General features: G+C 58.9%; 20 protein-coding genes and 1 tRNA gene. 4 read left to right on the forward strand and 17 right to left on the reverse strand.

Going from position 1 to position 18,943, the window contains the following annotated elements; translation table 11 throughout:
- Nucleotide 1: 1 nt before the first annotated feature.
- Together aroC and prmB are read right to left on the reverse strand one after the other, a co-directional pair.
- Nucleotides 2–1,087: a chorismate synthase gene (aroC, locus tag ACU4F7_RS15755; protein ID WP_024561607.1), complete on the reverse strand. Its 1,086-nt coding sequence runs from the start codon at nucleotides 1,085–1,087 to the stop codon at nucleotides 2–4.
- 73 nt (nucleotides 1,088–1,160) lie between these two features.
- Nucleotides 1,161–2,093, reverse strand: coding sequence for a 50S ribosomal protein L3 N(5)-glutamine methyltransferase (gene prmB / locus ACU4F7_RS15760; protein WP_029593475.1), 933 nt, complete (start codon nucleotides 2,091–2,093; stop codon nucleotides 1,161–1,163).
- Between the two features lie 165 nt (nucleotides 2,094–2,258).
- Between prmB and smrB the strand changes: the two genes are divergently transcribed.
- Nucleotides 2,259–2,810, forward strand: coding sequence for an endonuclease SmrB (smrB, locus tag ACU4F7_RS15765; protein WP_029593476.1), 552 nt, complete (start codon nucleotides 2,259–2,261; stop codon nucleotides 2,808–2,810).
- Between the two features lie 105 nt (nucleotides 2,811–2,915).
- On the opposite strand, the gene sixA is transcribed toward smrB, so the two are convergent.
- The 4 genes from sixA to ACU4F7_RS15785 form a co-directional block, all read right to left on the reverse strand.
- Entirely contained in the window at nucleotides 2,916–3,404 is a 489-nt protein-coding gene (sixA, locus tag ACU4F7_RS15770) for a phosphohistidine phosphatase SixA (RefSeq protein WP_029593477.1), read from the reverse strand.
- A gap of 193 nt (nucleotides 3,405–3,597) precedes the next feature.
- Nucleotides 3,598–5,760 carry a fatty acid oxidation complex subunit alpha FadJ gene (gene fadJ / locus ACU4F7_RS15775; RefSeq protein WP_481637305.1) on the reverse strand — a complete coding sequence of 721 codons (2,163 nt, stop codon included), beginning with the start codon at nucleotides 5,758–5,760 and terminating at the stop codon, nucleotides 3,598–3,600.
- Nucleotides 5,760–7,070 (reverse strand): acetyl-CoA C-acyltransferase FadI, encoded by a 1,311-nt coding sequence (gene fadI / locus ACU4F7_RS15780; protein ID WP_481637306.1) that lies wholly within the window; start codon nucleotides 7,068–7,070, stop codon nucleotides 5,760–5,762. The genes fadJ and fadI overlap by 1 nt, the downstream gene beginning before the upstream one ends.
- A 174-nt stretch (nucleotides 7,071–7,244) precedes the next feature.
- Nucleotides 7,245–7,529 carry a YfcZ/YiiS family protein gene (locus ACU4F7_RS15785; protein ID WP_029593480.1) on the reverse strand — a complete coding sequence of 95 codons (285 nt, stop codon included), beginning with the start codon at nucleotides 7,527–7,529 and terminating at the stop codon, nucleotides 7,245–7,247.
- Between the two features lie 358 nt (nucleotides 7,530–7,887).
- Between ACU4F7_RS15785 and fadL the strand changes: the two genes are divergently transcribed.
- Nucleotides 7,888–9,249 (forward strand): long-chain fatty acid transporter FadL, encoded by a 1,362-nt coding sequence (gene fadL, locus ACU4F7_RS15790; protein ID WP_481637307.1) that lies wholly within the window; start codon nucleotides 7,888–7,890, stop codon nucleotides 9,247–9,249.
- A 150-nt stretch (nucleotides 9,250–9,399) separates the two neighbouring features.
- Here the strand turns inward: fadL and mlaA are convergent, their stop codons facing one another.
- Genes mlaA through ccmA form a run of 10 tightly spaced genes read right to left on the reverse strand, consistent with a single transcriptional unit; the run spans nucleotide 9,400 to nucleotide 17,080 of the window.
- Entirely contained in the window at nucleotides 9,400–10,155 is a 756-nt protein-coding gene (gene mlaA / locus ACU4F7_RS15795; protein ID WP_029593482.1) for a phospholipid-binding lipoprotein MlaA, read from the reverse strand.
- 27 nt (nucleotides 10,156–10,182) lie between these two features.
- The gene (gene ccmI / locus ACU4F7_RS15800) at nucleotides 10,183–11,373 is read right to left on the reverse strand and encodes a c-type cytochrome biogenesis protein CcmI (RefSeq protein WP_481637308.1); all 1,191 of its coding nucleotides are present in this window, start codon (nucleotides 11,371–11,373) and stop codon (nucleotides 10,183–10,185) included.
- Nucleotides 11,370–11,828: a cytochrome c-type biogenesis protein gene (locus ACU4F7_RS15805; protein WP_029593484.1), complete on the reverse strand. Its 459-nt coding sequence runs from the start codon at nucleotides 11,826–11,828 to the stop codon at nucleotides 11,370–11,372. The genes ccmI and ACU4F7_RS15805 overlap by 4 nt, the downstream gene beginning before the upstream one ends.
- A complete protein-coding gene (gene dsbE, locus ACU4F7_RS15810) occupies nucleotides 11,825–12,382 on the reverse strand; it encodes a thiol:disulfide interchange protein DsbE (protein ID WP_029593485.1) in 558 nt (185 codons plus the stop codon). The genes ACU4F7_RS15805 and dsbE overlap by 4 nt, the downstream gene beginning before the upstream one ends.
- Nucleotides 12,379–14,331, reverse strand: coding sequence for a heme lyase CcmF/NrfE family subunit (locus ACU4F7_RS15815; RefSeq protein WP_029593486.1), 1,953 nt, complete (start codon nucleotides 14,329–14,331; stop codon nucleotides 12,379–12,381). The genes dsbE and ACU4F7_RS15815 overlap by 4 nt, the downstream gene beginning before the upstream one ends.
- Nucleotides 14,328–14,807, reverse strand: coding sequence for a cytochrome c maturation protein CcmE (gene ccmE / locus ACU4F7_RS15820; RefSeq protein ID WP_024558513.1), 480 nt, complete (start codon nucleotides 14,805–14,807; stop codon nucleotides 14,328–14,330). Before ccmE ends, ACU4F7_RS15815 begins: the two co-directional genes overlap by 4 nt.
- The gene (ccmD, locus tag ACU4F7_RS15825) at nucleotides 14,808–15,023 is read right to left on the reverse strand and encodes a heme exporter protein CcmD (protein ID WP_481637309.1); all 216 of its coding nucleotides are present in this window, start codon (nucleotides 15,021–15,023) and stop codon (nucleotides 14,808–14,810) included.
- The gene (locus ACU4F7_RS15830) at nucleotides 15,020–15,760 is read right to left on the reverse strand and encodes a heme ABC transporter permease (protein ID WP_029593489.1); all 741 of its coding nucleotides are present in this window, start codon (nucleotides 15,758–15,760) and stop codon (nucleotides 15,020–15,022) included. Before ACU4F7_RS15830 ends, ccmD begins: the two co-directional genes overlap by 4 nt.
- A 43-nt stretch (nucleotides 15,761–15,803) precedes the next feature.
- A complete protein-coding gene (gene ccmB / locus ACU4F7_RS15835; protein ID WP_029593490.1) occupies nucleotides 15,804–16,463 on the reverse strand; it encodes a heme exporter protein CcmB in 660 nt (219 codons plus the stop codon).
- Entirely contained in the window at nucleotides 16,460–17,080 is a 621-nt protein-coding gene (ccmA, locus tag ACU4F7_RS15840) for a cytochrome c biogenesis heme-transporting ATPase CcmA (protein WP_481637310.1), read from the reverse strand. Before ccmA ends, ccmB begins: the two co-directional genes overlap by 4 nt.
- A gap of 207 nt (nucleotides 17,081–17,287) precedes the next feature.
- On the opposite strand from ccmA, the gene ACU4F7_RS15845 reads away from it, so the two are divergent.
- Both ACU4F7_RS15845 and ACU4F7_RS15850 read left to right on the forward strand, forming a co-directional pair.
- Nucleotides 17,288–18,241: a formate/nitrite transporter family protein gene (locus tag ACU4F7_RS15845; protein ID WP_029593492.1), complete on the forward strand. Its 954-nt coding sequence runs from the start codon at nucleotides 17,288–17,290 to the stop codon at nucleotides 18,239–18,241.
- A gap of 77 nt (nucleotides 18,242–18,318) precedes the next feature.
- Nucleotides 18,319–18,393: transfer RNA gene (locus ACU4F7_RS15850), tRNA-Arg, on the forward strand.
- 201 nt (nucleotides 18,394–18,594) lie between these two features.
- On the opposite strand, the gene ACU4F7_RS15855 is transcribed toward ACU4F7_RS15850, so the two are convergent.
- Nucleotides 18,595–18,834 (reverse strand): hypothetical protein, encoded by a 240-nt coding sequence (locus ACU4F7_RS15855; RefSeq protein WP_481637311.1) that lies wholly within the window; start codon nucleotides 18,832–18,834, stop codon nucleotides 18,595–18,597.
- Nucleotides 18,835–18,943: the final 109 nt, after the last annotated feature.

Below are 18,943 nucleotides of genomic sequence, written 5' to 3' on the forward strand. Positions count from 1 at the left end.
TTTACCAGCGAGGCAGTGTTGTGCTGACGTCGGCGTTCTGGGCGCGCTGACGCAGCAGGTGATCCATCAGCACGATCGCCAACATCGCTTCGGCGATCGGCACCGCGCGGATCCCCACGCAGGGATCGTGGCGCCCGCGCGTCACCATCTCTACCTCTTCGCCGAAGCGGTTGAGGGTGCGGCCCGGCACCATAATGCTGGAGGTGGGCTTAAGCGCGATATGTGCGACGATCTGCTGGCCGCTGCTGATGCCGCCGAGAATGCCGCCCGCGTGGTTGCTCTGGAAGCCCGCTTTGGTGATTTCATCACGGTTCTGGCTGCCCTTGAGCGCCACCGCGCCGAAACCTTCGCCAATTTCCACCCCTTTCACCGCGTTGATGCTCATCAGCGCATGGGCGATATCGGCATCAAGACGGTCAAATACCGGCTCGCCGAGGCCCGGCGGTACGCCGTCCGCCACGACAGTCACCTTCGCGCCGATTGAGTCGCCCTCTTTTTTGAGCGCCCGCATCAGTTCATCCAGCGCGTCGATTTTATCCGGGTCCGGACAGAAAAACGGGTTCTGCTCCACCTGATCCCACGCTTTGATTTCCAGTGGAATATCGCCCATCTGCGTCAGGCAGGCGCGGATCTGCACGCCGAATTTCTGCGCCAGATATTTTTTAGCGATGGCGCCCGCCGCCACGCGCATCGCGGTTTCACGCGCTGAGGAGCGCCCGCCGCCACGGTAGTCGCGCAGGCCATATTTTTGTTCGTAGGTGTAATCGGCATGGCCGGGACGAAACACATCTTTAATAGCGCTGTAATCCTGCGAGCGCTGATCGGTGTTTTCAATCAGCAGGCCGATGCTGGTGCCGGTGGTGACGCCTTCAAACACGCCGGAGAGTATTTTCACCTGGTCCGGTTCACGGCGCTGTGTGGTATAGCGAGAGGTGCCGGGGCGGCGGCGGTCGAGGTCGTGCTGCAGGTCCGCTTCGGTAAGCGGAATGCCCGGCGGCACGCCGTCCACGATGCAGCCCAGCGCCAGACCGTGGGATTCACCGAAGGTCGTTACGCGAAAGAATTGTCCAATACTGTTCCCTGCCATCACGGCTCCTTACCGTTGTCATCGTTATATGTGAAAGGAGTGAATGCGGGCGCGCAGGCCCGCAAGGTACGGATTAATCCCGATAAATGCTGAAGTGTTCGCGCGCGCGGATAAGCTGCGCTTTGGTCAGCATAAAGACGCCATCACCGCCGTTGTCAAACTCAAGCCAGGTGAAGGGGACATCCGGATATTGCTCAATCAGATGTACCATGCTGTTACCCACTTCACAAATCAGAATGCCGTTGTCGGTAAGGTAATCCGGCGCGCAGGCCATAATACGGCGCGCCAGCTTCAGCCCGTCGCTGCCCGCAGCGAGCCCCAGCTCCGGCTCGTGACGGTATTCGCCCGGCAGGTCGGACATATCTTCTTCATCCACGTAAGGCGGATTGGTGACGATGATGTCGTACTGCACTTTCGGCAGGTCACGGAAGAGATCGGAGCGGATCGGCGTGACGTTGTGGATCATGCCGTGCTCTTCGATATTGTGTTCGGTGACCGCCAGCGCGTCGGTGGAGATGTCGACTGCGTCCACTTCCGCTTGCGGGAATTCATAAGCGCAGGCGATGGCGATGCAGCCGCTGCCGGTGCACATATCCAAAATGTGCTGCGGCTGATGGTCAATCAGCCCGGCGAAGCGGTTGGTGATAAGCTCGCCGATGGGCGAACGCGGCACCAGCACGCGCTCATCCACATAAAACTCGTGGCCGCAGAACCAGGCTTTGTTAGTAAGGTAGGCCACCGGAATACGCTCGTTAACGCGGCGAATCACGCGTTCAACGATGCGGTGACGCTCGCTGGAGGTCAGGCGCGCGGTGCGCATATCTTCCGGAATATCCAGCGGCAGCCAGAGCGTGGGCAGCACCAACTGCACCGCCTCATCCCAGGGGTTGTCCGTGCCATGACCATACCAGATGTTCGCCGCGCTAAACCGGCTAACCGCCCAGCGCAGCATATCCTGAATGGTGTGCAGTTCATTGACTGCTTCATCGACGAAAATTTTATCCACATTGCCCTCCGCAGGCCGCACCGCGTTTACATTCGGCGGCTAGTTTGCCATGAAGACGGCGATAAATCAGCATTCGCCGACGCGGCAGGCCGGGAATTGGGCGTTTTATTTGGCACGCGCACGAAGTCAGGTAAACTGCCCCAAAATGCTTAAGACGAGAACGAGATGAAAAAGAAGCCATCGCTGAGCGAGGAAGAAAGCGCGCTGTTTCGTGATTTGATGCGCGGAACCCGCCAGATAAAGCAGGACACCATCGTCCATCCGCCGCCGCGTAAGAAACTGAGCGAGGTGCCGCCAAAGCGCCTGTTGCAAGAGCAAGTGGACAATAGCCACTACTTTTCCGATGAGTTCCAGCCGCTGCTGAACAGCGATGGGCCGATGCGCTACGTGCGCCCGGGCGTCGATCACTTCGAACTGAAAAAGCTGCGCCGGGGCGACTACTCCCCTGAACTGTTCCTCGACCTGCACGGCCTGACGCAGATGCAGGCGAAACAGGAACTGGGCGCGCTTATCGCCGCCTGCCGCCGCGAGCATGTTTTTTGCGCCTGCGTGATGCACGGCCACGGCAAGCACATTCTTAAGCAGCAGACGCCGCTGTGGCTTGCGCAGCATCCCCACGTGATGGCGTTTCATCAGGCGCCGAAAGAGTATGGCGGCGACGCCGCGCTGGTGGTGCTGATTGAAGTGGAAGAGTGGCAGCCGCCGCAGTTGCCCTGAGCCGACGCGTGCGCGCTGCACAGCAGATGGCGGGAACAGACAGAAAGCGCCGGGCCAAAAAAGCAGAGAGCCGCACTGGGCGGCTCTTTTTTCATGCGACTGGCGTTAAATCGCTTTTTTCATTCTGAGATTGCAGGGGCTCATCTGCCAGTTGAACACCCCTTTGCCGCTTTCGTTATCGAGCGTAACGTTAGCGATAGCGGAAGTGGTGAACATTGGCGGCGTTTCGCCAGGGCAAAGCTCAGAGACCAGATAACCGACCAGCGGCAGGTGCGAAATCACCAGCACCGAGGCGGTTCCCTCTTTCGCCAGCGCCTGCAGATAGTCCCCTACCAGATGAACATCGCCGCAAGGCGTCAGCTCCGGCAGGATGTCTTGTGTTTCCGGCAAATTCATTGCCTCCCGTACGACATCCAGTGTCTGTTCGGCTCGCAGGAAAGGGCTCACCAGAACACGTTCGATATCCACCTTTTGACCTTTTAACCAGGTCGCCATTTGACGGGATTCATCACAACCGCAATGGGTTAGCGGACGAACCGAATCACTGGCGGCATCGAGTGCTGCGTCGCCGTGACGCATGATAAAAACTTGCATATTGCACCGCTTTTGTTAACCAGAATCGCCCTTTTCCCCTTCGGGTATAACACAACCAGTAAGGTTATCAGGGCGGCCGGGCATTGTGCCTGATCCGTACTTCAGATGAAACGCTGTTTTTTACCTTATTGCTGCAAGTATAGTCAATCAACGTTTACAAACTGACCGACCGGCGCTTCATCCGCAGCGGATGTTACTCTTGTTTGACCTCAATTTTTTCCTTCTGGTTCAATTCAGACCAGAAAACGAGGCGTTCTTCGGCCATCCGTATCAGCCTGTCGCAAGGGGCAAAGCGCTCCCCATATTGGGCGGTAAGACGTTGCAGCGTCGCGACCACCTCACCCGCGCCCAGCCTATCCATATAGCGGAACGGGCCGCCAAGAAACGGCGGAAAACCAATGCCGAACACGCCGCCGATATCCCCATCGCGCGGCGAACGCACTACCCCTTCATCCAGACAGCGCGCCGCCTCGTTAAGCATCATCATGACGCAGCGCTCGGCGATTTGCGCCCCGGTAAGCCGGTTGACTGGCTTCACGCCGGTCAACGTATAAATAGCCGGGTCTGGCTGTTTTTTGCTTTTACGCCCTTTCGCAGGATAAAGATAGAAACCACGGCCATTTTTTCTGCCTTTGCGATCGTCCTTCAATATTGCTGCAACGGCGTCGTGCGGCGCGCTGAAACGGGAGCCATAGGCTTTTTCCAGCACCGGGATAATTTTAGTGCCTACGTCAATGCCTACCTCATCCAAAAGTTGGATTGGACCAACCGGGAAACCAAACTTCACCAGCGCGTCATCAATATGTTCAATGCTCTCCCCTTCCATCAGGCAGCGCATCGCCTCATTCATATAGGGAGCAAGAATACGGTTGACGTAAAACCCGGCGCAGTCGGCCACCACAATCGGCGTCTTGCCCTGCTTTTTAGCAAGCTGCACGGTGGTGGCGATGGTTTCCGGACTGGTGCCGGCGTGCGGAATCACCTCCACCAGCGGCATTTTATCGACCGGGCTAAAATAATGCAGGCCGACGACCTGCTGAGGGCGCGCCGCGTTCGCGGCGATATCGCCAATCGGCAGCGAAGAGGTGTTCGAGGCGAAAATCGTATGCGGCGCGGCGTGCTGCTCCACTTCCTCCACCATCTTTTGCTTGAGCGCCAGGTCTTCAAACACCGCTTCCACGACGATGTCGCGATTATGAAAGCCGCGGTAATCGGTGGAACCGGAAATTAACGCCATCTGGCTGTCGCGCTCTGTTGCTTTGAGATGGCGACGGCGCACCTTTTTCTCAAGCAGATCCCAGCTGTATTTCAGCGCGTGGCTGATGCCTTTTTCATTAATATCCTTAATGCGAACCGGCAGCTTGCCCTTACTGGCGGTGACATACGCGATGCCGCCGCCCATCAGCCCGCCGCCCAGCACGCCCACTGCGCGAAGGGGCTTTGGCTGCGCCTCGCTGCCGGTCTCTTTTTTAAGTTCGGTGCTGGCGAAAAAAATACCGCGCAGCGCCGCCGACTGCGGCGTCATCGCCAGCTCGCCAAACGCTTTCGCTTCAGCGTCGTAGCCGCTCGCGCTCCCCTGCTCAAGCCCGGTGCGTACGACATCGATGATGCGCCGCGCCGCCGGGTAGTTGCCATGGGTTTTCTGCTCGGTTTGCTTCGTCACCATTTTAAACAGCAGCGCGCGGCCCAGCGGCCCGGCGAGCACGCGTTCGCGCACCGGCAAACGCCGCCCGTTGCCGCGACCTTTTTTCACCAGCGCTACGGCGGCATCCAGCAAAATAGCGGGTGGCACCACATCGTCCACCAGCCCAACTTTCAGCGCCTGGCGCGGTCGTAGCTGCTTGCCAGCGAGGATCATCTCCAGCGCCGTGCTGACGCCAGTCAGCCTCGGCAGGCGCTGAGTGCCGCCGGAACCGGGCAGCAGCCCCAGCTGCACTTCCGGCAGTCCCAGCAGCGTTTTAGGGGAGTCGGTGCAGACGCGGCGATGGCAGGCCAGCGCCAGCTCCAGCCCGCCGCCAAGGCACGGCCCGTTGATCGCCGCCACGACCGGGATTGGCAGCGCATGAATATCCGCCATGATCTGCTGCCCCTGGCGCGCCAGCGCTTCCGCCTCCTGGGCCGTTTTGCAACTGGCTATCATGTTGATATCGGCGCCGGCGATAAAGTTGTCCGGCTTGCCCGAGATAAACACGACCCCTTCCAGCGCTTTGTTATCGCGAATTTGCCGAAGAATGGCGCGCACCTGCGGACCAAACTCCGCCTTCAGGGTGTTCATTTTCTCGTCCGGCACGTCGATAGTCACCACCGCCACGTTATCCGGGCGAACGTGAAGATAAAAAGCGGATGTCGATTCCATTATTCGGCCTCCAGCACCATTGCCGCGCCCAGGCCCCCCGCCGCGCAGGCGGTCACCAGGCCAAAGCCGCCGCCGCGGCGGCGCAGTTCGTTTAAGGTTTGGGTAATCATGCGCGCGCCGGTGGCGGCAAACGGATGCCCGTAGGCGATGGAGCCGCCCAGCACGTTGAATTTTGATTCGTCCACATCGCCCGTCGCGCGATCGCGCCCAAGCACCTCACGGGCAAAACGATCGCTTGCCAGCATTTTCAAATTCGTGAGCGTTTGCGAGGCGAAGGCTTCATGCATGTCGAACAGCGTAATATCGTTAAGCGTAAGCCCGGCGCGCTCCAGCGCCAGCGGCGTCGACCAGGCGGGGCCGAGCAGCATATCTTCCCAAACATCGACCGCGGTAAAAGCGTAGCTTCTCAGGTAGCCCAGCGGCTGCAGCCCCAGCTCTCTGGCGCGGGATTCGGTCATCAGGACAACTGCCGCAGCGCCGTCGGTGAGCGGCGTGCTGTTCGCGGCGGTTACGGTGCCGTGCTGGCGGTCGAATGCCGGGCGCAGCTTAGCGTAATCGGCTATTGTCGAATTTTTGCGAACGTTATTGTCTTCGCTAAAGGGTTCACGGTAAGGCGGCACGTAAGCGGTCATGACCTCCTGCGCAAGTTTCCCCTCTTCCCAGGCCTTTGCGGCTAGCTGGTGCGAGCGGTGCGCCAGCGCATCCTGCTGCTCGCGGGTAATGCCATGGGTTTTCGCCATCTGCTCGGCGGTATCGCCCATCCGCAGGCCCGTGGAGTATTCCGCTACCGCAGGCGGCACCGGCAGCAAGTCGCGCATCCGCAGACGTGAAAAAAGCTTAAGCCGCTGGCTCATGGTGCGCGCTTTGTTCGCATCCACCAGCGTGCGCGCCAGCGTTTTGCTCACGCCAATCGGCAGCACAGAGGAGGAATCCGCCCCGCCGGCAATCCCGGCGCGAATCGTGCCCGCCAGCAGGCTTTCCGCGACGTTGGCTACCGCCTGGAAGCTGGTGGCGCAGGCGCGGCTGACGCTATAAGCGTCGGTATGAACGTTCATACCGGTGCCAAGCACAATTTCACGGGCGATATTGGGCGCTTCCGGCATTTGCACAACCTGGCCAAACACCAGCTGTTCGATAACGTCTGGCGAGATTTCGCTGCGCGCCAGCAGTTCGCCGACCACCATCTTACCGAGATCCACCGCCGGAACGCCGTGAAACGCCGTCGCCTGACGGGCGAAAGGGGTACGTAACCCACTGATAATCGCAATGCGATCCCCCTGCCGGGTGACCAGCGGTAATGCCTGACTCATAACCTTCCCCTGTAAAAACGTTAAAGCGCAAAAGTGGTCTGACCTGATAACATTCTTAACCAAAAATTTACATTGAGCCAATCGGAGAGAGGAAAAAGTGCGAGGCGAAACACGAATTGAGGGGCAAAAGAAAACGCCTTCCTGGTAAAAAGAAGGCGTTTTAAGAAGAAGGGGTTACCGCAGGCCGAGCTGGAAAATCATGGTTTCAGCCTGGCAGGCAAAAACAAAATCAATATCCAGCTGTACGCCACCTTCCACGTCGGTAAAGCGCGGCGTGACCTGACACGGCTCCGACTCCACTTCACGGGCCTTCGCCGTCAGGGCCGCCAGGGTTTCCTCTGCTTCGGCGCGGCTTGCGAATACGCGGCTGTAAGAGGCGGTACAATCGGTATTGTCCATGATGGTACCCACATCAATACAGCAACAAACCGGGGTTTCATCAGCACTGCATTTACTCATTGTGATTTCCTCTTTTAATAACGCAAAAACGATGCGGTTATTTTACGCTGCCGGAAATTCACCCTCCACATTAACTTTGTTTAAGCGGCGATAAGTGACCGAAATCACAATTAAAAATGATCTAACGCAAAATTCACCCAACCTGATGATCGACGCCGCTTCGAATTTTGCAGACGGGATCGCGTTTCGAAGATCACAATTGAAAAATGTTATAAACATACTTGCAACATATTGGCTGGTCGGACCTATACTCTCGCCACTGGTCTGATTTGTAAGCCGTACCTCAGACCCTACACTTCGCGCTCCTGTTACCTTAGGTAACATTATTTAAAAATAATAAATGGATGAGGTTATGGTCATGAGCCAGAAAACCCTGTTTACCAAGTCTGCTCTCGCGGTCGCAGTGGCAATCGTCTCTTCTCAAGCCTGGTCTGCAGGTTTCCAGCTAAACGAATTTTCTTCCTCTGGCCTGGGCCGTGCCTATTCAGGGGAAGGCGCTATCGCCGACGATGCGGGCAACGCGAGCCGCAACCCGGCGCTGATTATGATGTTCGACCGCCCGACCTTCTCCGGCGGCGCCATCTTCGTAGACCCGGATGTCAACGTCTCCGGCCGTTCGCAGACTGGCCGCAGCCTGGACGCGGACAATATCGCGCCGACCGCCTGGGTGCCAAACCTGCATTTCGTGGCGCCGATTAACGAGCAGTTTGGCTGGGGCGCGTCGGTGACCTCTAACTACGGTCTGGCGACGGAATATGACGACAGCTACGCCGCCGGCTCCGTGGGCGGCAATACCGACCTCGAAACCATTAACCTTAACTTAAGCGGCGCCTATCGCCTGGACAACCACTGGAGCTTCGGCGTGGGCTTCGACGCGGTTTATGCGCGCGCGAAGATTGAACGTTACGCAGGCGATCTGCCGCAGCTGCTTGCTGGCGGCATTGCAAGACAGGCGCAGGCGGGTCTTATTCCTGCAGCGACTGCGCGCGCTATTGCAGCTCAGGCGGCCGGCATCAGTTCGGATACTCAAATCGCCTATCTGAAGGGCGATGAGTGGGGCTTTGGCTGGAACGCGGGCATCCTTTATGAAGTGGATAAAGATAACCGCTACGGCTTTACCTACCGTTCTGAAATCAAAATCGACTTTGACGGCGATTACAAGAGCAGCCTGCCTGCGGCGATTAACCCGATTAACGCCGCCTATGGCCTGGGTCTGCCTTACGGCACCGGCGGCAGTACTACGGGCGGCGCGCTGACGCTGAACCTGCCTGAAATGTGGGAAATCTCCGGTTATAACAAAGTGGCGCCGCAGTGGGCCGTACACTATAGCCTGACCTACACCAGCTGGAGCCAGTTTGAGGAGCTGAAGGCGACCAACAGCAACGGCCAGACGCTGTTCCAGAAAGAAGAGAACTTCAGGGATGCTTACCGCATCGCGCTGGGCACCACTTATTACATGGACAACTACTGGACCTTCCGCACTGGTATCGCGTTTGACGACAGCCCGGTCCCGGCCGATCACCGCTCCATCTCCATTCCGGACCAGGATCGTCTGTGGCTGAGCGCCGGCGCTACTTACGCCTTCAATAAAGATGCTTCCGTGGATGCTGGCATTTCTTATATGCACGGTCAGCACGTGGAATTCACCGAAGGCCCGTATACCTTCAAATCTGAAGGTAAAGCCTGGCTGTATGGCGTGAACTTCAACTACGCGTTCTGATAGCGGTTTACTTATCAAAAAAGGCGGGCCGATGGCTCGCCTTTTCTTTTGCGTGGGAATATTACCTGCCCTGCAAAAACGGCCTGGTTTCAACCGGCGCCGATAAAAAAGGCGAACCCGGAGTTCGCCTTTTTCACATCCTGCAACCGCTTATTCAGCATCAATCTCTTTGAGATCGTCCTGAATCGCCTGGGCGTTCGGGTTCTCTTGCGGCTTGAGTTTACCGCCATTGGCGATAAAGTCATGACGCTGGAAGTAAGCTTCTCGCACCAGAATATAGGGGTCCGAAGACTGGCGCAGCAGGCCGTCGGAATCCAGCAGTTGCGCACGGGTTTCAACCCCTTCCACCGCCCATTTTCCGACCGACAACGGCCAGGTCAGCCAGGAGAGCACCGGATAGAGCGTGTCCACCGCGTCGCCGCCATCTTCACGCAGCGTAAAGCTGCCGTAAAAAGGCAATTGCAGATAAGGACCGTAGCCCACGCCGTAATAGCCCAGCGTGCTGCCAAAACGGTGCGGCTCTTCGCGCGCCAGCTTCGGATTCGCCATGCCCGCCACATCGATAAAGCCGCCCATCCCCAGCAGGGTGTTGAGGAAGAAGCGGGTAAAGTGCACCATCCCCTGGTAAGGATTGCCCTGCAGGAAATAGTTCACCATCACCGCTGGCTCTTCCAGGTTGCCGGTGAAGTTGCTCAGGCCGTTGCGCGCAGGTTGCGGCACATAATCGCGCCAGGCGACCGCTACCGGGCGCAGTACGTACGGGTCCACCACGTTAAAGTTGAAGTTATACATGGTGCGGTTGAACCCTTCGAACGGGTCCGAACGTCCCTGCTCCGTTTGCGAAGAGCTGGCGCAGCCCGCCAGCAGCGTGGCGGCCAGAGCAAGCCCGGTCAGGCGAAATTTCATCTCAGTCTCCCTGTAAAGTCGTCGCGCTCAGGGTTGAGGCTGCGAAACCTCAACTTCCACCGGCGTGGAAGCATTGAACTGAATCAGCGCGCTCTGGCCTGTCCAGTCCCCCGTCTGCGGTGCGGGCGTGCCCGCCTGCGAAATATGCACTTTAATAATTCCCTGACGCACCGAGGAAAGCAGCCTGTCCGGCATCATGGCGTTGGTATCGTCAAGAGTAAGTGTTAGCGGAAAATGTCCCAGCGGCAATTTTTTTGCCGCGACAGGCACTGCTGAAACGCCATCAGTGACGGAAACAAAGACTATCCCCTTCTCGGGCAAGGCTTTTTCCGCCTGCGGCGACAGCGTGATTTTAACAGCCACTTTCGCGTTGTCCATGCCGCTTTCTACTTTCGCCTGCGCGATGCTGCGCATGATAACCGCGCGGCGCTCATCGTCAGCGGGCAGCAGGCGCAGCATTATTTGCCAGGCGCCAATCGCTTCTTTATAACGCTGCTGCTCAAAAGCGCTGAAGGCGAGCAGGCCGAGCGCGCGGATATTGGTATGCTGCTGGGAAAGCACCTCCCGCAGCAGTTTTTCGCCCTGCTGGTTATCTTCCGCATCCGACGAACGGGTAAGCACTTCAGCATAGTCGAGCTTCGCGTCAAGGTTATCCGGCGCCAGCCGCCAGGCGCGCTCAAAGGCGGCAGTGGCGGTAGAGGCGTTGTTCAGCACCATGCCGATGCGCCCAAGCATCATCCAGCCTTCGGCGTTTTGCGGGTCATCCTGCAGGCGCGTGCGCAGCCCAAGCCCCAGGCGCGCCATCTCTTCCATCGTCAGCGGTTTCGCGTCCGGGTCCATCACCCGCTGGATAAGCGCTGGCGTCTGTTGCGTAACCTGCTGCCATTCCAGCACGTGAGACAGACTGGATGTTTTGATAAAAGCGCCAATGCTGACCGCCGCCAGCAGAATGACGCCTGGCAGCAGCGCCAGACGGCCGAAGGGGCGGTGTTTCGCAGGCTGCTGGTCGGGAATGTCCGCAAGCAAACTTTGTTGCAGCTCCACCACCATTTCTTCGCGCCCGGGGATTTTCTCCTCTTCCAGCTCGCGCAGGCGCGAACGGTAAAAGGCGCGGTTAAGCGTATCGCGATCGACCGCCGGGCGCCCGGCCCACGGGAAAAAGAGCAACGCCGAAACGGCCGCCAATAAAACAACGATGACAGTAATCAGCAGCGTCATGGCAGGTTCCCTTTTTCATCGAGCAGCTTCGCCAGCCGCTGGCGTTCCGCTTCACTGAGCGCGCCCTGCGCGGCTCTTTTACGGCTGCGGCGAACAATCATCACTGCGCCGCCGAAAACAAACAAGGCGGGCAGCAGCCAGAGAATAATCGTGCCCGGCGTCACCGGCGGTTCGTACGTCACAAAATGGCCGTAGCGCGCCACCATATAGTCGATTATCTGCTGCTTGCTCTGCCCCTGCTGCATCAGTTCGTAGACCTTCTGGCGCATGTCGGCGGCGATCATGGCGTTAGAGTCGGCAATGCTGTTGTTCTGGCATTTCGGGCAGCGCAGCTGTTCGGTAAGCTGGCGAAACTGTTGCTCCTGCGCTTCATCCTTAAACTGATAGGTGTCGATGGCGGCCCAGGCGCTCAGGCTCAAAAGCAGGCCGACAAACAGCGCGAAAATGCGGTTCATGCCCCCGCCCCCTTGCTGTATTTCTCCCACAGCGGCTTAAGCTCGTTTTGCCAGACGCGATCGTTGAGATCGCCCGCGTGGCGGTAGCGAATAATGCCGTTGCCGTCGATAAGGAACGTTTCCGGCGCGCCGTAAACGCCCAGATCCAGCCCCAGCATGCCGTTGCCGTCGTAAAGGCTCAACGCATAAGGATTGCCCAATTCGTTCAGCCAGTTCACCGCCTTGCGGCGGTCATCTTTATAGTTCATGCCGACAACCCGCACGCCCTGCGCGGCAAGGCCGTTTAAAAACTGGTGTTCGGCGCGACAGGTAGGGCACCAGGTCGCCCAGACGTTAAGCAGCAGCGGCTTGCCCTGCGTCAGCACCGCCTGGTCGTAAATTTTGCCCGGCTCGTTGAGCGACTCCAGGCGAAACACCGGCACCGGTTTGCCAATCAGGGCGGATTCCAGCGTGGTCGGGTCATCGCCCCCCGCGTTGCGCACCAGTTGCCAGAGCAGCGCGCCCGCCAGCAGCAGAAAGAGGATCAGCGGGATAAACAACACCTTGCGCTTCATTGCGCCTCCTTCAGGGTTTTACGCAGACGGTAGCGCGGGTCAAGCATGCAGAGCAGGCCGCCAAGGGCCATCAGCACGCCGCCGTACCAGATCCAGCGCACAAAAGGTTTGTAATAAAGCCGCACCGCCCAACTGCCGTCATCCAGCGCTTCGCCAAGGGCGGCGTAGAGATCGCGCGTCAGGCCGCCGTCGATGGCCGCCTCGGTCATCATCATCCGGCTGCTGTTGTAGTAGCGTTTCTCGGCATGCAGCGTGGCTTCGGGTTTGCCGTTGCGGGTAACATCGATAATGCCCACGCCGCCCCGCCAGTTGGGGCCTGTGGCGTCATGCACATCGCGAAAGACGAAGTGGTACTGGTGAATGTCGATACTGTCGCCCGCCTTCATGCGCACGTCGCGCTCAATGCTGTAGTTCTGGCTAAAAGCGATGCCGACCACCGTCACCGCCACGCCCACATGGCCCAGCACCATTCCCCAGTGGCTGCGCGAAAGCGTCGCCAGGCCGCGCCAGAAACCGTGGCGGTGCGTGGCGCGCTCGTGCAGTTCCATCAGCGCCAGCACCAGCACCCAGCCTGCCATCAGCAGACCCACAACCGTCATGGCCTCAATGCGATCCTGCATCAGCCACGGCAGCAGCAGGGAAAACGCCACGGTCGCCGCCAGCGCCACCGCCAGCCGTTTAACCAGCTTTTGCGGCTCGTCCCGACGCCAGCGCACCAGCGGCCCGATGCCAAGCAGCAGCGCGAACGGCGCCATCAGCGCGCTAAAGAGCGTGTTAAAGAACGGCTCGCCAATGGAAATGCTGCCAAGCCCCAGCTGTTTGTGCACCAGCGGCAGCAGCGTGCCGAGTAAAACCACCAGCATGGCGGCGACCAGCAGCACATTGTTGCCAAGCAGGAAAGATTCGCGCGACCAGAGTTCGTTGCTCACTCGCGCCCGAACTTGCCCGCCTTTCACGGCGTAAAGCAGCAGCGAACCGCCAATCACAATCACCAGCAGCGCAAGGATGAACATGCCGCGCGCCGGGTCGGAAGCGAACGAGTGTACCGAAACCAGCACGCCGGAGCGCACCAGAAAAGTGCCAAGCAGACAAAGGGAAAAGGCGGTAATGGCGAGCAGCACCGTCCAGGCGCGGAAGCTGCCGCGCTTTTCGGTTACCGCCAGCGAATGCATCAGCGCCGTACCCACAAGCCAGGGCATAAAGGACGCGTTTTCCACCGGGTCCCAGAACCACCAGCCGCCCCAGCCCAGTTCATAGTAGGCCCAGGCGGAGCCAAGCACGATGCCGATGGTGAGAAAGACCCACGCCGCCTGCGTCCAGGGACGCGACCAGCGCGCCCAGGCGGTATCCAGCCGCCCGGCCATCAGCGAGGCGATAGCAAAGGAGAAAGCGACCGAGAAACCCACGTACCCCATATAGAGCAGCGGCGGATGGAAAATCAGACCGATATCCTGCAACAGTGGGTTTAAGTCACGCCCGTCGATGGGGAAATCGGGCAGCGTGCGGGTGAAAGGGTTGGAGGTAAAGAGGATAAAAAGCAGGAAGCCAAAGGCTATCATCCCCATCACGGCGAGCACCCGCGCTACCGCGTCCTGCGGCATGCCGCGGCTGAAAATCGCCACGGCGAAGGTCCAGCCGCTCATCAGCAACACCCAGAGCAGCAGCGACCCTTCATGCGCGCCCCAGGTGGCCGCCACGCGATACCAGACCGGCAGCTCGCGGTTAGAGTTGCTCACTACGTATTGCACGGTGAAATCGTTCACCACAAAAGCGTGCACCAGGGTAAGGAACGCGCCGAGGATCGTGAAAAAGAGCAGCCAGGCGAGCGGGCGGGCAAGCGCCATTAAACGCGTGTCCTGGCGCACGGCGCCCCACAGCGGGTAGACGCTCAGCAACAGCGAAACGCCGAGCGCAAGGCAGAGCAGGTAGTTGCCAATCTCCGGCATCATGAGTGGTTATCCTTATAAGCTTCCGGCGGGCGCTTGTGGTTCTCCTGCATCGCCGCTTTCACTTCCGGCGGGGTGTAGTTCTCATCATGTTTAGCAAGCACCTCTTTGGCCGCCACCTGATTGCCCGCTTCCAGCACGCCCTGCGCCACGACGCCCTGCCCTTCGCGAAAGAGATCCGGCAGGATGCCGGTGTAGCTTACGTCTATCACGCCGCGGGCGTCGTAAAGCTTAAAGTGCACTTCCAGCGTTTTGCTGTCGCGCTGCACGCTGCCTGGCATCACCATGCCGCCGACGCGCAGACGCTGCCCCGGCTCGGGTTTTTCCTGCGCTTCGCCTTTGCCGTACAGAATTTCGCCAGGTGTATAAAAAAGATCGATATTCGAGCGCAGCGCATAAAGCACCAGCGCGATAGTGAGCCCTAACCCCATCAGTACCGCGACAGCGAGATAAAGGCGATTTTTACGACGAGCGTTCACTTATGCTTCCTTAACTTTTGTCTGCCGCGCCGCCTGAATGCGGCGTTCTCTCGCCTGCTGCTGACGCACCTGCGCCAGCAGCGCCCGGCGCTGCCAGAGGGTGTGCCCCACCAACAGCGCAAGCGAAATAAGCGTACAAGCGACCGCCAGCCAGACGTAAAAGGCGTAGCCGCCCATGGCGAAAAATTCGCCCCAGCTGTGGAAAGCGGAATTCATTGCACGGCTCCTTTCCGGCTGGCAAGCGCCGCCACCCACGGGCGACGACGCTCCTGAATAAGAATAAGATTGCGCAGACGCATCAGCGTCAGCGTCACAAAAAGCGCCAGGAAGCCGAAAATGGTCCAGCGCAGCGGCATACGCATAGAGGGGTCGATGGTCTGCTGCATATTGGTAGAGCCCTGGTGCAGGGTGTTCCACCACTCCACCGAGTAGTGAATAATCGGCAGGTTCACCACGCCGACCAGAATCAGGATGCCCGCCGCGCGGCCTGCGAGACGGCGATCGTCAAAAGCGTTATAGAGCGCGATAACCCCAACATATAAGAAGAGCAGCACCAGTTCGGAGGTGAGCCGCGCATCCCAGATCCACCAGGTTCCCCACATCGGCTTGCCCCAGGCGGAGCCGGTCACCAGCGCGATAAAGGTATAGACCGCGCCGACCGGCGCCATCGCCGCCGCAACCAGATCTGACATTTTCATCTGCCAGACCAGCCCGATAAACGCCGCTATCGCCATCGAGGCGTAAATGCCCATCGACCACATCGCCGCCGGTACGTGCAGGTACATAATGCGATAGCTCTGCCCCTGCTGATAATCTGCCGGGGCGTAGACAAAGCCCCAGACGCAGCCTACCGCCAGCAGCGCAACGCTCAGCAACGCCAGCCACGGGATAAAACGGCCGCAGAGCGCGTAGAGCCGCTCCGGTTTAGCCAACTGATGTAACGCTTTCCACATGGTTATCGCTCACAAAACTTATCATGCCCGCTCCGGGCTGTTGTTATTGAATACTGATTCGCAGCGCCGCCGCCGTCGCGAACGGGCTTAAGGTGGCGCTGGCCGCCAGAAACGCGCCCAGAATCGCCAGATAACCGTTCACCGCCATATGCATTGACGCCGCTTCCACCGCCGCGGTAGCGAAAATCAGCAGCGGTACGGTAAGCGGCAGCACCAGCAGGCTCAGCAGCACGCCGCCGCGCCGCAATCCCACCGTCAATCCGACGCCCGTGGCGCCAAGGAAACTCAGCGTCGGGGTGCCCAGCAGCAGGGTCAGCGTGAGCGTCATGGCGCTTCGCATATCCAGCCCCAGCAGCAGCGCGGCCAGCGGCGACAGCACAATCAGCGGCAGACCGGTGACCACCCAGTGAGCGCCCACTTTCGCGACAACCATTGCCGGCAGCGGCAATGGCAGCAGCATAAGCTGCTCCAGCGAGCCATCCTGCCAGTCGTCGCGGAACAGCCGCTCCATCGCCAGCAGCGAAGCGAGCAGCGCCGCCACCCAAACCACGCCTGGCGCGATGCGCGAGAGCATCTGCGGCTCCGGGCCAATGCCTAACGGGAAAAGAGTAATGACGATAAGGAAGAACCACAGCGGGTTGACTATCTCCGCCCCTTTGCGCAGCGCCAGACGAAGCTCTCTCTGAAAGACCTGCCACATCATGCCGCCGCCTCCGGCGCATTAAGCGTAATACAGCGTAGTGGACAGCTCACAGGGCGCAAGGGCTGGTGGGTAGTGAGCACTACCGCGCCGCCGCGTGAGGCGTGGCGTTCCAGGCGGCGCGTCAGCGTTTCGATGCCGGCGACATCGAGCGCGGTAAAGGGTTCGTCCAGCACCCACAGCGCGGCGTCGCTCAGCCACAGGCGGGCCAGCGCCACACGCCGCTGTTGACCGGCGGAGAGCTGCGCTACCGGCACATCTTCATAACCGACCAGGCCTGTCGCAGCAAGCGCCGCCCAGCACGCATCCTGCGACAGTCGCGGATGGTAAAAACGCAGGTTTTCATCGGCGGTGAGCACCGCCTTCACGCCGGGCTGGTGGCCGAGCCAGAGAAGCTGATGATGAAAAACGTCGCGCTGGCGGCGGATGGGTTCGCCCTGCCAGCAGACCTTTCCCGATTCGGGGGTTGCGAGGCCGGTAAGAATACGCAGCAGCGAGGTTTTTCCCGCTCCGTTGACGCCTGCGATTTGCACTATCTCACCGGGCTGAACGGTCAGGCTCAGCGCTTCAAACAGGACGCGTTCGTCACGAACGCAGGTGAGATGGTGTGCTTCCAGCATGGGCGCGCGGCTCCTTCTATTACAGGGAGGCGGCATAATAGCACAGCTGCGGCGCTGCCCAGAAATCCGGGGCGGCGATGAGGGGTACTCCAAAAGAAGTAATCTTCGGTTCAGGATCAATAATCGTCCGAATTTTCGCTCATCTGCGGGCAAAACGCATAAAAGCGCTACGCTTAGTGATAGCGATATTTTACGTGGAGAGCTCTTATGGACAAAATTGGCGAAGATAAAATCGACGAATCCAGCGATGAACTGAAGGTGGAAAGCGAAGAGAAGGAGAGCGGCGAAGAGATAGAAGTGAATGAAGAAGAGCTGCCTTCGCGAGCGATGGCTATCCACGAACATATTCGTCAGGACGGGGAGAAAGAGCTGGAGCGCGACGCGATGGCGCTGCTCTGGTCCGCCGTGGCAGCAGGGCTTTCAATGGGCGCCTCTTTGCTGGCGAAAGGGATTTTTCATGTGCATCTGGAAGGCATTCCCGGCGGCTTCCTGCTGGAGAGCCTGGGTTATACCTTCGGCTTTATTATCGTCATTATGGCGCGCCAGCAGCTGTTTACCGAGAACACCGTCACGGCGGTACTGCCGGTGATGCACAAACCCACCAGTACGAACTTCAAGCTGCTGTTTCGCCTGTGGGGGGTAGTGCTGTTCGGTAACCTTATCGGCACCGGCCTTGCGGCGCTGGCGTTTGAGTTTATGCCGATTTTCGACGAAGCGACGCGCGATGCGTTTGTCTCTATCGGTATGGAAGTGATGCAGAACACACCAGGCGAGATGTTCGCCAACGCGATTATTTCCGGCTGGATCATCGCCACCATGGTCTGGATGTTCCCGGCGGCGGGCGCGGCGAAAATTCTGGTGATCATCCTGATGACCTGGCTTATCGCGCTGGGTAACACGACGCACATCGTCGTGGGTACGGTGGAAATTCTCTACCTCGTGTTTAACGGCACCATTCACTGGAGCGACTTTTTCTGGCCTTTCGCCCTGCCGACCCTTGCCGGCAACATTTGCGGCGGGACGTTTATTTTTGCGCTGTTAAGCCATGCGCAAATTCGCAACGACATGGCGACGCAGAAAAAAGAGAAAGCCAACGCGCAGGCGAAAAGCGAGCGGGTTATCGCGCAAAAAGAGCAGGAGGCGCGACGCGCGGCGCGTTGAGCATTGGCGACAGAGTGAACAAACAGGCGGCGTGGCCCTTAACGCGAGGGTAAAAATCGGTATACTAACGCCGCCTTGTCCCCTTAGTTAAATGGATATAACGAGCCCCTCCTAAGGGCTAGTTGCAGGTTCGATTCCTGCAGGGGACGCCATCGATACCCCTCCTGACCTCTACTGAATTCACTCTCCCCCTATAATCAGCAGCAAACTCTCAGCCCGGCGATCCGCCATAAATCCATGCCTACTCAATTCAACGTGAATGGATAAACGTCTGAGATCTATACCTCGGGCCGCTTCGGTAGGCACTGTCTCTTCAAATGTTCTCTTTCTGAGCGAGACCTGACACAGCCTGTTCACGCGCTGTCGTTTTCTTCCTGTAGCCCCGGTAACTTAAAATTCGCAGTACCATCGCAACAGCAATCAACAAACAGGGCGCCTGGCGGCTCAGATACAGAGTCACTAAGCCGCTCATTACGATTGATTAAGGCTCTTACAGCTGCATAAACGCCCCAGGCCAGAACACCAATAGTGACCAGAACGATACCTGCAGGATGGGTATCTTTGCGCCATGTTTTATTTCTTTTTACATCCATGATCATCTAACCCGAGTAACAGGAATAGAAAAAGCCTCGCCCTCCACCAGCGGGCCTGTGATGAATGCAGTAACGTCTGCACATTCTGTTTAGTCCCCGCCAGTCACTC

Source organism: Franconibacter pulveris, from assembly GCF_056780215.1.